The 12772-nt window shown below is 69.0% G+C and carries 13 protein-coding genes; 9 read left to right on the forward strand and 4 right to left on the reverse strand.

All coding sequences use genetic code 11. The annotated features are described in order from the left end of the window. Positions 1–8: 8 nt before the first annotated feature. On the reverse strand, positions 9–1955 hold the full coding sequence (locus IB278_RS23925; protein ID WP_192325894.1) for an ATP-binding protein: 1947 nt from the start codon (positions 1953–1955) through the stop codon (positions 9–11). A gap of 191 nt (positions 1956–2146) precedes the next feature. Here IB278_RS23925 and IB278_RS23930 point away from each other — a divergent pair, with 191 nt between their 5' ends. From IB278_RS23930 to IB278_RS23960, 7 genes are all read left to right on the forward strand, one after another. Next, positions 2147–3067, forward strand: a complete 921-nt coding sequence (locus tag IB278_RS23930) for a dihydrodipicolinate synthase family protein (protein ID WP_192325896.1) — start codon at positions 2147–2149, stop codon at positions 3065–3067. Beyond that, the gene (locus IB278_RS23935) at positions 3064–4251 is read left to right on the forward strand and encodes a mandelate racemase/muconate lactonizing enzyme family protein (protein WP_192325898.1); all 1188 of its coding nucleotides are present in this window, start codon (positions 3064–3066) and stop codon (positions 4249–4251) included. Before IB278_RS23930 ends, IB278_RS23935 begins: the two co-directional genes overlap by 4 nt. Then, entirely contained in the window at positions 4248–5159 is a 912-nt protein-coding gene (locus IB278_RS23940) for a 2-dehydro-3-deoxygalactonokinase (RefSeq protein ID WP_192325900.1), read from the forward strand. Before IB278_RS23935 ends, IB278_RS23940 begins: the two co-directional genes overlap by 4 nt. Further along, a complete protein-coding gene (locus tag IB278_RS23945; RefSeq protein ID WP_192325902.1) occupies positions 5156–5752 on the forward strand; it encodes a 2-dehydro-3-deoxy-6-phosphogalactonate aldolase in 597 nt (198 codons plus the stop codon). Before IB278_RS23940 ends, IB278_RS23945 begins: the two co-directional genes overlap by 4 nt. 24 nt (positions 5753–5776) lie before the next feature. Beyond that, entirely contained in the window at positions 5777–6775 is a 999-nt protein-coding gene (locus IB278_RS23950) for a Bug family tripartite tricarboxylate transporter substrate binding protein (protein WP_225613121.1), read from the forward strand. A 23-nt stretch (positions 6776–6798) separates the two neighbouring features. Beyond that, entirely contained in the window at positions 6799–7791 is a 993-nt protein-coding gene (locus tag IB278_RS23955) for a Bug family tripartite tricarboxylate transporter substrate binding protein (protein ID WP_192325904.1), read from the forward strand. Positions 7792–7873: 82 nt separating this feature from the next. Continuing rightward, the gene (locus IB278_RS23960; protein ID WP_225613122.1) at positions 7874–9646 is read left to right on the forward strand and encodes an SMP-30/gluconolactonase/LRE family protein; all 1773 of its coding nucleotides are present in this window, start codon (positions 7874–7876) and stop codon (positions 9644–9646) included. Here IB278_RS23960 and IB278_RS23965 read toward each other — a convergent pair. Both IB278_RS23965 and IB278_RS23970 read right to left on the reverse strand, forming a co-directional pair. After that, positions 9598–10191: a winged helix-turn-helix domain-containing protein gene (locus IB278_RS23965; protein ID WP_192325906.1), complete on the reverse strand. Its 594-nt coding sequence runs from the start codon at positions 10189–10191 to the stop codon at positions 9598–9600. The genes IB278_RS23960 and IB278_RS23965 overlap by 49 nt on opposite strands. After that, positions 10163–10432, reverse strand: a complete 270-nt coding sequence (locus IB278_RS23970) for a hypothetical protein (protein WP_192325908.1) — start codon at positions 10430–10432, stop codon at positions 10163–10165. The genes IB278_RS23965 and IB278_RS23970 overlap by 29 nt, the downstream gene beginning before the upstream one ends. On the opposite strand from IB278_RS23970, the gene IB278_RS23975 reads away from it, so the two are divergent. Then, a complete protein-coding gene (locus tag IB278_RS23975) occupies positions 10431–10820 on the forward strand; it encodes a hypothetical protein (RefSeq protein WP_192325910.1) in 390 nt (129 codons plus the stop codon). The two genes, IB278_RS23970 and IB278_RS23975, sit on opposite strands and share 2 nt — an antisense overlap. An 81-nt stretch (positions 10821–10901) precedes the next feature. After that, positions 10902–11654 carry an alpha/beta fold hydrolase gene (locus IB278_RS23980; RefSeq protein WP_192325912.1) on the forward strand — a complete coding sequence of 251 codons (753 nt, stop codon included), beginning with the start codon at positions 10902–10904 and terminating at the stop codon, positions 11652–11654. Here the strand turns inward: IB278_RS23980 and IB278_RS23985 are convergent. Beyond that, positions 11621–12676 (reverse strand): RNA methyltransferase, encoded by a 1056-nt coding sequence (locus IB278_RS23985; protein ID WP_192325914.1) that lies wholly within the window; start codon positions 12674–12676, stop codon positions 11621–11623. The two genes, IB278_RS23980 and IB278_RS23985, sit on opposite strands and share 34 nt — an antisense overlap. Positions 12677–12772 lie beyond the last annotated feature (96 nt).

A 12772-nucleotide genomic window follows, 5' to 3' on the forward strand; every position in this document is an offset into this window, starting at 1 on the left:
GCGCCATCCTAGCAACGAAGAAGCGGCAGCCAGAGCGTGAAGCGCGTTCCGTCACTGCCGGACTCCCAGCGCACCGTGCCACCGATGGCCCCTGCGCGCCGCTGCTGGTTGCGCAGGCCGCGGCCGCTTTGGCGCAGGGCCTCCTCCACGGCAAAGCCCGAGCCGTTGTCCTCGATCATCACGCAGACGCCCTGGCCCTCGGTCGCGGTGCTGAAGCGGATGATGGTGGCCCGCGTGTGGCGCAGCACATTGGCCACGCACTCCTGCATGATGCGCAGGATGTGCAGCGCGCTGCCCGGGTCCAGCCAGGGCAGCGCGGGCACGGACTGCACGTCCCAGCGCAGCGCGAGGCCGGCGCTCTCGATGCGCGGCGCCAGGCGAAAGCGCAGGGTCGCCAGCAGCAGCAGCAGGTCGGCGTCCACGCTCTCCATGGAATCGATGGCCAGCTTGAGGTCGTCCATGCAGCCCTTGAGCACGCCGGAGATCTCGGTGTCGGTCATGGCGCCTTGCTCCACCGAACGGATCGCACTGATCAGCGACGAACCGAGCCCGTCGTGCATGTCCTGCATCAGGCGCCGGCGCTCGGCACCGAGCATCTGCTCGTTCTCGATCACGCGCAGCCGCTGGTAGCTTTGCTCCAGCTCGGCTTCGCGCGCCCGCAGGCGCTCGGCCAGGCCCTTGTTCAGGCGGGCCACTTCGGCGAACGCGCCGGTGTACCGCTGGAACATGATGTACGAGAAGATGAAGAACAGGCTGATGATGGCGTACGGCGAGGTGTAGACGCTCTCCGGGCTCACCAGGTTGTTCTGCAGCAGCCCGTCATAGGAGGTGAAGGCCAGCGCCAGCACGGCCCAGCCCGCCACCAGTCGCCCCTCGGGGAATTTGGAGCGCAGCGCCTTGCGCAGGTTCACCGCGAAGATCAGCATCGCAATGGGCAGCACGGCCAGGTTGAGCAGCGGCGTGAACAGGTAGAGACTGGGCACCGCCGCGGACGCATGGGGCAGCGTCGCAATGCTCGACGCCAGTGCCAGGCCCACCGACGAACGGGTCAGCCAGGGCGAGGGCTGTTGATGCAGGCGCTGCAGGAACAGGTGGATGAAGATGATCAGCCAGAGCAGGGAAGCCACGGTGATCCATTCGAACCACTCGTCCGACATCAGCAGGTGGTCGCCGGTCACGAAGTAGTGCAGCGTGCGCAGGAAGGCAGCCGCCGAGATGGCAAAGAACAGCAGGTAGAGCGATTCGCGCCGCTTGACCAGCCACACCGCGAACGCGAAGGCGCCCACCGCCAGGAACGCGGCGCTGCCCATGAACGGCAGCAGCACCTGCAGCAATTGGCGGCCCTGGTAGCGCCAGCGCAGCGAATCCTGGTCGCCCACCCACACCGTCGAAAACCCGCTTCCGCTGCTGCGCAGGCGGTCGACGCGGATCAGCACGGTCGAAGGTGAAGGCGTGTGGGCGGCCGCGTTCAGCGGCAGCAGCAGTGGATGGTTGTAGCCGTTGTGGACGGCGCTGCCTTGCGATTGATACAGCAGCACGCCGTCACCGTACACCGCAATGCGGCCCAGGGTCTTCCAGCGCGGAAGGTAGAGAAGGCGCGGCTGCGCCGAGGGCGCCGACCCGGACAGATCGATGCGGTACCAATCGGTGACCGTGCGCACGCCGCCCGCGGATGTGGGCACCAGTTCCCGTCCGGCCGTGCGCGGGAGGCTGACTGCTTGCCACCCGTCGCTTGGCAGCCCGGCATCCTCGCTGCGCCGCGGCGGGGCGGAATAGCCCATGCCTGGAATGGACAGCAGTTCGGCCCGCGTGATGTGCACAGCGCCATGGCTCTGCGGCGCTGCTGCATCCGCTGCCGAGGGCTCGGTGGCGCCCGCACCAGGCAGGACGGCGAGGAGCAGGGCCAGCCACAGCGTTGCGATCCACCGGCCAAGGGCAACGCGGGATGGTTTCATCAGGACACAATTATGTGCCCGACAAAGTTTTCCATTAAATGGAAAAGATCGACAAATTTCCTTCGCGCCGCGGGCACATCGGGAGGCAGTGCGCGTCCGCAGACCGGGGCTGCGTAGGGGTTAATACCCAATTGCATTGAAGGCTGCCAGAAAGATAATTTCCATTCATTGGAACTAACTGCAGAACTTTCATGGCCGTGCGTCCTTCTTTGACTGGTGTATTTCCTGTGCTTCCCACCCCCTTCGATGCCCAGGGGCGGCCTGATGCAGCTTCGCTGCGCAGGCTGGTCGACTATCTGATCCGGTGCGGCGTCGATGGCATGACCTACCCGGGTGTCGCAAGCGAAGTGGGTCAGCTCGCGCCCGACGAGCGGCAATCGCTCCTGGACGCCGTGCTGTCCGAGGTGGCGGGCCGCGTGCCGGTGATTGCGGGCGTTTCGAGCAGCGACACCGCGACGACCGTGCGCCTCGCGGCCCAGGCAAGCGCACGCGGCGCGGCGGCGCTGATGGTGGCGGTGCCGCCGGATCGGAAAGGTGCTGCCGAGCAGATCGCCTACTTCAGCGAGGTCGCGCAGGCGGCCGAGGGGGTCGCGCTCATGCTGCAGAACGTGCCGCCCCCGGTGGGCGCGGGGCTGGACCCGGAGGTGGTGCTCGAGGTCCTGGCGGCCGTTCCGTCGATCCGCTATGTCAAGGAGGAAACGCTGCCGAGCGGGCAGCGTCTCTCGGTATTGCGCGACAAGGCGCCGCCGAATCTGCTGGGTGTCTTCGGCGGCGCCGGCGGGCGCTACATCACGGATGAACTGCGCCGGGGCGCGGCCGGCACCATGCCTGCAATCGAGCTGGCGGAGGTGCACACCGCGCTCTTCAAGGCGCATCGCGAGGGCGACGCCGATCGGGTCCGCACGCTTTTCACGCGCATGCTGCCGGTGCTGAACGTGCAGGCGGTGTTTCGCTGGTCGCTGACGAAATACGTGCTCAAGAAGCGCGGCCTCGTTGCCGACACGCGCCAGCGCATGCCGGGGCCCCTGCTCGACGCGTTCGACATGGCGGATGTCGATGCGTTCCTGGCGGACATCGAGGACCTGCTGCTGCCGCAGGACCAGCTGCCATGACCGGCTTCGCGAAGATCGCGCAGGTCGAGAGCTTCATCATCTCGCTGCCGCGCGACACGCCCTACCTCGGGCCTCTGGGGCCCGGCGAGAAGATCAACGCGCGCGGCTACCTCGTGCGCAGCGGCAATCGCGCGATCTATCCGTCGGCCGACATGTCGGTGCTGATCAAGATCACCGCCGACGACGGCACCGTCGGCTGGGGCGAGACCTACGGCATCGTGGCACCCGACGCCGTCACGAGCATCATCGACGACGTGATCGGGCCGGTGATCGTGGGTCGTGATCCGCGCGACGCGGTGGTGATCCAGGAAGACCTGTACGACCTGATGCGCGTGCGCGGCTTCTTCGGGGGCTTCTACGTCGACGCCATCGCAGGGGTCGACATCGCGGTGTGGGACCTGTTCGGAAAGCTGCTGGGCCAGCCCGTGGTCAAGCTGCTCGGCGGCCAGCGGCTCGAGACCGTGCCGGCCTACGTGTCCGGCCTTCCGGGGCCGACCCTCGCGGCCCGGCTCGAACTCGCGCGTGGCTTCGTCGCCAAGGGCTTCGATGCCTTCAAGTACCACGCGGCCGTCTCCTTCGACGGCATCGTGGCCGAGATGCGAACGCTGCGCGAGGGCCTGGGCGATGCCGTCCGGCTGATGGTCGACCTGCACTGGAAGTTCAGCGCGCAGGAAGCGGTGCAGCTCATCGACCAGCTCGCGCCCTACAGGCCCTACTTCGTCGAGGCCCCCTGCCAACCCGAGGACATCGAGGGCCAGGCCCATGTGGGCGCGAGCGTGCGCGTGCCGCTCGCGCTGGGGGAGGAATGGCGCACGGTCTTCGAATACCGCCCTCGCCTGGAGCGGCGCGCGATGTCGATCGTGCAGCCCGAGATGGGGCACACCGGCATCAGCCAGTTCATGCAGATCGGCCGCATGGCCAATGCCTTTCACATGAAAGTGATCCCGCACGCCAGCATCGGCCTGGGCATCTACCAGGCCGCCAGCCTGCACGCCACGGCGGCGCTGCCCAATGCGCCGATGCACGAATACCAGCACTCGGTCTTCGACCGCAACCTGAAGTACGTCCAGACCGCCATGCGCTGCGACGCCGGGGCCTTCCATCTGCCCGAGGGCCCGGGCCTGGGCATCGAGCCCGCCCCGGAAGTCTGGCAGTTCCTGAGAAAGAAAGGCGCTTCGCAATGAAGGCGTCGTTGATCGCCATCGACTGGGGCACTTCCAACCTGCGCGCGAGCCTGCTCGATGCGCATGGCGGCCTCCTCGAGGCCCGCAGCGCAGCCGGCGGTGTGATGGCCGTGCCCGACCGGCGTTTCGCCGAAGCACTGCTGGCGCTGTGCAGCGACTGGATCGACACGCATGCGGTGCCCCTGATTGCCAGCGGCATGATCGGCAGCCGCCAAGGCTGGCAGGAGGCGCCCTACGTCGCCTGTCCGGCAGGGCTGCCGGCCGCCGCGTCGCAGCTGGTGCGGGTCGAGGTCAGGCCCGGTGCGGTACTGCACATCGTGCCCGGCATCCGTTGCGTCGGCATCGACGGTGTGCACGACGTGATGCGCGGCGAGGAAACCCAGCTCTGGGGCGCCGGCCTTGCGGCCGGCGACTGCTGCGTGCTGCCGGGCACGCACAGCAAATGGGCCTGGCTGGGCGAGCAGGGCAAGGTCGACCGCTTCGAGACCTTCATGACCGGCGAGTTCTACGGCCTGCTGACGAAGCACGGCATCCTCGGCCGGCTCATGGCGTTCGGCACGGCGCGGCCCGAGGCCTTCGATGCCGGCGTCAGGCTGGGCCTGGCGCAACATGGCAACGCGTTGCACGTGGTGTTCGCGGCGCGCACCGCGGGGCTCATGGGCGACATCGAGCCGGAGGGCCTGCCCGACTATCTCTCGGGCATCCTGATCGGCCTGGAGATCGCGGGCGCGACCACGCGGCACCCGCAGCGCAGCGTCACCTTGCTGGGTGACGACGACCTGTGCAGCCGCTACGAAACCGCGCTCGGCATCGCCGGGGTGGACACGCGCCGCGCGAGCGACGGGTCGACCACGCGAGGGCAGTGGCGCGTCGCCATCGCGGCCGGGCTTGCCAGGGACATGGCATGAACGGGGTCATTGCCATCTTGCGCGGCATCGCGCCCGGCGAGGTGCTCCAGGTGGGGCATGCGCTGGAAGCCTGCGGGCTTCGCTGCATCGAAGTGCCGCTGAATTCGCCGCAGGCGTTCGCCGGCATCGCGTCTCTCGCGCGCGAATTCGGTGACCGCCTGCAGATCGGCGCAGGCACCGTCCTGACGGCCGCGCAGGTCGATCGCGCCGTCGACGCTGGCGCGCAGCTGGTGTTGTCGCCCCACTTCGACGCCGAAGTCGTGCGCCGGACCAAGGCGCGCGGGGTGTATTCGATGCCCGGCGTGGCCACCCCCACCGAGGGCTTTGCGGCCCTTCAGGCGGGCGCCGACGCGCTCAAGCTCTTTCCCTCCGAGCTGCTGGGGACTGCGGCACTGAAGGCATGGACCGCGGTGTTTCCTGCGGGGACGCCGATGTTCAGCGTCGGCGGCGTCAACGTCGACAACATCGGGTCCTTCAAGGCGGCCGGTGCATCGGGGGTCGGCATCGGGTCCGGCCTCTATACGCCGGGCATTTCGATCGACGAACTGGCTCGCCGCGCAAGGGCGCTGATCGCGCGCTGGTCGGCGGCCTGAAGGAAATCCAAGGAGACAAAGATCATGTTCCACAAAGACAAGCGAACCGTCCTGCGCCTCGCACTTGCCTGCGCGCTGCTTCCCGCTTTCGGCAGCGCGCAGGCGCAGCCTGCACCGGCGGCGTATCCGGCCAAGCCGATCAAGTTCATCGTGCCGGTGCCGGCCGGCGGCGCCGCCGACGCCATGGCGCGCATGATCGCCACCCACCTGCAGACCCGATGGGGCCAGCCCGTGGTGGTCGACAACAAGCCCGGCGCCGGTTCGAGCGTGGGGATGGCGGTGGTCGCCAAGGCCGCGCCGGACGGCTACACCATCGGCATGGGCAATGTCGCGGCCAACGCCATCAATCCCGCCGTGCGGCCCGAGGCCTTCCCCTACGATCCGGTGAAGGACTTCGCGGCGGTCACGATGGTGGGCATCACGCCGTTGATCCTGGTGGTGAATCCGCAGAAGGTGCCGGCGCGTACGCTGCCCGAGTTCCTCGCATACCTCAAGGCGCACCCGGGGCAGCTCAGCTACGGCTCTTCCGGCGCGGGCTCGGCGCTGCACGTGGGCATGGAACTCTTCATGCAGAAAACCGGCACCTCGATGGTCCATGTCGGCTACAAGGGCTCTGCGCCCATGCTGACCGACCTGCTCGGCGGACAGATCGATGCCGCCATGGATGCGGCCGCCACCTCCTGGCCGCAGGTGCAATCGGGCAAGCTGCGTGCGCTTGGCGTCTCGACCGCACAACGGGTGTTCTTCGCGCCCGATCTGCCGCCCATCGCCGAGTTCGTGAAGGGCTTCGAGATGAATCCCTGGCATGGCGTCATGGCACCGGCCGGCACGCCGCCGGCCATCGTCGACAAGCTCGCGGCCGAGATCCAGGCGTTCCTGCGCCTGCCCGGCACCGAGGCCCAGCTGCGCGAGCGCGGCGTGGTGCGCGTGGGCTCGAGTCCCGCGGAGTTCGCGAAGAGCCTGCGCGATGAAGCCGCCTTCTACAGGAAGCTCGCGGCCGACGCGGGCATCAAGGCCGAATGAGCCGCCGGAACCGGGACCAGGCCATGCGAGCTTCGGCAACTGCTTTTGCGCTTTCGCGCCGCGCCCTGCTCGGCCTGCTGGCCGCATCGGCGGCGCCGTCGCTTTGGCCCGTGCCCGCCCGCGCGCAGGCGCCGTGGCCCACGCGGCCCGTCACCGTGATCGTTCCGTTTGCGCCGGGCGGCGCGGGCAACGGCTCCGTGCGCATCCTGGCCGAGCTGATCGCACCGCGCATCGGCCAGCCGCTGGTGGTCGACAACCGCCCGGGCGCGGGCGGCATCACCGGCACCGCGATGGTGGCCGCGAGCAGCGACGACCACATGCTGCTGATGGGCAGCACCACCATGACCATCCTGCCGGCACTGCGCAGCGACCTGGGCTACGACGTGCAGCGGGACCTGCAGCCGGTGGGCATGATTTCGACGCAGCCGCTGGTGCTGGCCGTGGGCGCCGGCTCGCCCGTGCGCAGCCTCGACGACCTTGTGGCCCGCGGCCGCGCGGGCGAGCTGAGCGCCGGCAACAGCGGCGTCGGCACGCTCTCGCACCTGGCCACCGAGCTGCTCAACCGCAAGCTCGGCACGCGCCTGCTGCCGGTGCCCTACAAGGGCGACAGCGTGCTGATCCCCGATGTCGCGGCGGGCACCGTCTCCGTGGGCGTGATGAATCTGCCGGTCGCGCTGCCGCTGGTCCAGGCCGGCCGCCTGCGCGCGGTGGCCGTCACTTCGGCGCAGCCCCTGCCGAACCTGCCCGGCGTGCCGGTGCTGCGCTCGCTCGGCGAGGAGTTCGTCATCGCCGGCTGGGCCGCACTCTTTGCGGGCCGCAACGTGCCCGCGGCGGGCGTGGAGCGGCTCGAAAAGCTGCTGCGCGAAGCCATGGACACGCCGGCGGTGCGCGAGCGCTTCGCCGGCTTCGGCGTCACCCCGGCAGCGTCGACACCCGCACAGCTGCGCGCGTATGTGCGCAGCGAAACGGCGCGGTGGGCGGACGTGGTGCGCAGCCGCGGCATCAGGCTCGAATGAGCCGGGCCGGCGGCTGGCGCGCAGCAGGCCCGAACTAGAATCCGGCGCACGTTCCGCCTCTGGAACCCTTCTCCACGCATTCATGACACGTCGCACCACCGGAGCCGTCTCCCGGCGAGACAGCGCAGCCCACCCTCCGGCAACCGAAACGAAGCACCAGGCCGCCGACGCCGCCAAGCCTTCGGCTTCGGGCCTGGGCGTGCTGGAGAAGGCGATGCATCTGCTGAACATCGTCTCGGCGCGCCGCAGCCCGATGACCTTCACCGACCTGCTGCGCGCCTGCGACCTGCCCAAGGCCACGCTGCACCGCATCCTGGCGACGCTGGTGCGCGAAGGGCTGCTGCGGCACAACGCCTACGACAAGACCTTCCAGCTCGGGCTGCGCCTGCTCGAGCTGGCGCACGACGTATGGAGCGAGTTCGACCTGCGCGTGGCGGCGCAGGACGAGCTCGCGCGGCTGCGCGACGCGCTGGGCGAGACCGTGGAGCTCACGGTGCTCGACGGCACCTGCGTGGTCATCCTTGCCAGCGAACCCGGGGCCGAGGCCCCGGGCGCGCGCTCCGCCGTCGGGCAGCGCCTGCCGGTGCATGCGTCGGCGGCGGGCAAGGCGATTGCGGCGAACCTCGATCCCTCGGGCCAGCGGCGGCTGGTCCAGGCGCTCGATCTCGAGCGCTTCACGCCGCGCACGATCGTGGCGCCGGCCGAACTGCATGCCGAATTCGACCTGGTGCGCGCGCGCGGCTATGCCATCGAGCAGGGCGAGCGCGCATCCGATCGCGCGGCGGTGGCCGCGCCGATCTTCGACTACGAAGGCCGCCCGATCGGCGCCGTCGCCATCGCCACCGATGCGAGCCGGCTGGACGCCGCGCGCGCCCATGCCCTGTCGTCCGCGCTGATGGGCGCCTCGCGCAGCATCACCCACAGCGCCGCGGGCAAGGCCGTGTCCCTTGCAACCCAGGCGCCGCCCGAAACCACCTTGCCCGTCGAGGTGCGCTGCGTGAGCGAAGTGCGTTCGCTGCTGGGCGAAGGACCGGTGTGGTCGCCTCGCGACCATGCGCTCTACTGGGTCGACATCCTCACGCCCTCGGTGCACCGCTACGACGCCGCGACGGGCGCGGACACCGAGACGCCGCTCGGAACCATGGCAAGCCTGGTCGTGCCCAAGGCCAGTGGTGGTCTGCTGGTGGCAACGCCAGGAGGGGTCATGGCCCTCGATCTCTCCACGCGGCGGCTGACGGCGTTCTGCCACCCTGAGGCGGGCCGCACCAATGTGCGCTACAACGACGGCAAGTGCGATCGGCGCGGCCGCCTGTGGGTCGGTTCGATGGACATGGCCGCGGCGGCCAACCGGGGCCACCTGTTCTGCATCGAGGCGAACGGCAGCTGGAAGCAGGTCGACACCGGTTTCACGGTGCCCAACGGCATTGGCTGGAGCCCCGACAACAAGACCATGTACGTCACCGACACGTACCGCCAGACCATCTACCGCTACGACTTCGACCTCGCTGGCGGAACCGTTGGCAACCGGCGCCCGCTGATCACCATTGCAGCCTCCGACGGCAAGCCCGACGGCCTGACGGTCGACGACCAGGGCTGCCTGTGGGTCGCTCTCTGGGACGCCTGGCAGATCGCGCGCTTCTCGCCGGAAGGCCAGCTCATGCAGCGCCTGCGCGTGCCGGTTCCGCGTCCCACCAGCTGCTGCTTCGGCGGCGACAACCTGGACACGCTGTTTGTCACGAGCGCATCGCTGCGGCTCAGCGAGGAGCAGCTGGCAACGGCGCCGCAGTCCGGCTCGCTGTTCGCCATTCAGCTGCCGGATGCGCGGGGCTTGCCCGAGGCGGCCTTCGCCGGCTGAGGCGCGCGCCTTGCGCGCCGTGGCGCCGAAGCCATGTAGATCGCCACCGCAATGCCGACCGCACTGACGCACAGCGGTGCGGCGACCGCAAGCCACCCGTTGCGTTGCACCGGCGCCGCGGCTGCTTCCGGTCGGTGCGCGGGCGGATCCGCGCGATCGAATTTCACGGGCAGGACTTCGGCGTCGAACATGTAGCCGCGCCGCGGAGATGTCGCAATCAGTGTCGCGCCGTGATCGCCCAGGCGGCTGCGCAGTTCGCCGATGCAATGCACGAGCGAGTCGTGCGTGACCACCACGTCCGGCCACAGGCTGTCCATCAGCTCCGTCTTGCTGATGAGGCGCTGGGGATGGGCGAGGAAGAAGCGCAGCAGCGCATCGGGCTTGGGGCTGAGCGGTATCAGCGTGCCACCCTGCCGCAGCTGGCCGCGTTCGAAATCGAACTGGAAGTCCGCGAACTGAACGGCTGCCGCGACTCCGGCGCGGTCCCGCGAGCTTGCAGGTGCGGGCAGATCTTGCTCATTGGCTGGTGGTTGCCGCTCGTACATAAACGCATCTCTCGAGATTGCCGGCAGTGGCATTGAACACAGCGAACCGCTCGGAGATTTTGTTCCTGTTTGCTTCGCTCCGGAAGGTCATGAAGACTTTTCTCTTCGCGAAATCATCGCCACATCTTCGCAGTTCGATCATGAAGAATCCGCTGGCTTCGCCTATCGTGGATGGGTGGCATTCGCCACAGGCCAGGGAGTTCGCCGCATGGGTACCTATGCGCTCGATGGAGCGAATCATGCAAGTCCGAATCTTCTGCTCGATGTTCTTCGGCGCGATGGCGCTCTTCCCGCCGATCGCTCACGTGACTGCAGCCGAGGAGCGCGTCTATCTGGGCAAGGCCGAGATCGAGAGCGTGCTCATCGACAAGAGCATCGAGTCGAGGAACCTGTCGACGGGCATGGTGTCGCACTGGATCTTCCGGCCTGACGGCCGTGTCGAGTTCGTCAACAGGAGCGGTCCGGGCAGGGCCTCGGGAACATGGGTGGTCCGGTCCGACGGCTTGATGTGCGTCACGATGCTCACTCGAACCGGCTGCCGCTATTGGTTCCGCCAGGGCAGCACGCTCGCCAATGCGCTGGGCAAGGAGCCCGACTCGCCACTTGTTGCAGAGATTGCGTTCGAGTAGCCGAAGGTATCCGGCGCCGCACGCAAAGCCTTCAGGGGCAAGTATTCTTGCGCCGTCGCAGATGCGACGGAGGCAATGAACATGTACATCGAACAAGGCGGCGAGGGCCCGGACCTGCTCCTGATGCTGCACGGCATGGGCGCCACGGGCGCGGTGTGGTCGCCCATGTGCGCCGAGGCCGGTGCCTGCTGGCGCGGCCGCTGGCTCGTGCTCGACCTGCCTGGCCACGGCCGGTCCGACCGGCAGGACGCCTATGCCATGGGCCAGTACGCCGCCGGCGTGGCGCGCGCCGCGTTGCCGCACCTCCATCCCGAGGGCCGTCTCGTGGTGCTCGGGCATTCACTCGGCGGGGTGATTGCGCTCGCGCTGGCCACGGGCTGGTTCGGCGTCGCGCCGCACCGGGTGTTCGCAGCCGGCATCAAGCTTGCGTGGAGCGACGAAGAGCTGCGCCGCATGGAGGCGCTGGCGTCGCAGCCGGCCAGGAAATTCGCCACGGAAGAAGAAGCGTGGGACAGGTACCTCAAGGTCTGCGGCCTTGCCGGAATCGCGGATGCGGCGGCAGCCGTCGCTGCGCGGGGCATCGCGCGCGACGACGACGGCTGGCGTCTTGCGATGGATCCCCGGGCCCATGCCGTGGGCAAGCCGCCGGTGCCCGAACTGGCGGCGCTCGCGCGCTGCCCTGTCCATCTCGCCCGAGGGCAGCACGACGCGCTGGTCACGATGGCGCAGACCCGCGAGATCGACCCCGATGCGCGCGAGCTCGGGCCGCACGGCCACAACGTGATGGTCGAAGCGCCCGCTCAGGTCTGGAATTGGGTGGCCTCGCTCAGCTGAGCGAACCGAATCGGCACCACCCTTGCCTCGGCTGCGCGCGCCCGCAGCTGGCCGCACCCGCCGTCGACATCCTGGCCGGCCGAATGGCGCAGCTTCGTCAGGACGCCGCGCTGGTGCAGCGTGCGCGCCATCTGCTCGCAGCGCTCCAGCGAGGGGCGGCTGAAGGCCACGCCTTCCACGGCGTTGAAGGGAATCATGTTCAGCACGCCGAACTTGCCGCAGAGCAGCCTCACGATGCCTTCGATTTCCTCCGGCCCGTCGTTGACGCCTTCCAGCAGCGTCCACTGGTACTGGATCGGGTAGCCGCTGGCCCGGGCGTAGCGCTCGCCCGCGCCGACCAGTTCCTCGGGCGTCATGTTCGGCGCGCGCGGAAGGAGCTTCTTGCGCAGGTCGGCCCTGGTGGTGTGCAAGGAGAGCGCCAGCGCAGGCCTGACGCGCGCCTGCTGCAGCCGCTCGAACGCGCGCGGGTCGCCCACCGTGGAGAACACGAGGTTCTTGTGGCCGATGTTGCCCACCGTGCCGAGCAGCTCGATCGCCTCCATCACGTTGTCCAGGTTGTGGGCCGGCTCGCCCATGCCCATGAACACCACCTTGCGCACCGGCCGGCGCATGCGCGCGAGGGCGACCTGGGCAATGATCTCGGCGCTGCCCACCTGGCGCAGCAACCCGTCGCGTCCCGTCATGCAGAACCGGCATCCGACCGCGCAGCCCACCTGCGACGAGACGCACAGCCCGTCGCGCGGCAGCAGCACGCTCTCCACCGTCTGGCCGTCGGCCAGCGCGACGAGCAGCCGCTCGGACCCATCGGCGCCGGGATGCACCGCATGGATGCGCGCCAGTCCCGCGAGTTCGGCTTCGATCGATGGCAGGGCCGCCAGCAGCGACGAAGGAAAGAAGCTCGCCGGCAGGCGCCTGCCGCTGTTGCGCGGCAGCGCATGGGACCACAGCCGCAGGATGCGCTGCTCGTGGCTGGGGCCCGCGCCGGCTTCCCGCAGCCGTTGTTTCAGTTCGTGGATTCGCATGCGCTGGTCGCCTTGGTGCCCGTGAAGGAATTGAAGCAACCTGCGATTTTGCCAAGCCGGTTCGCTGACCCCACCCGCCGTGGGGCCACGAGGCTT

It is taken from the genome of Variovorax sp. VRV01 (assembly GCF_014852545.1).
Lineage (GTDB): Bacteria > Pseudomonadota > Gammaproteobacteria > Burkholderiales > Burkholderiaceae_C > Variovorax > Variovorax beijingensis_A.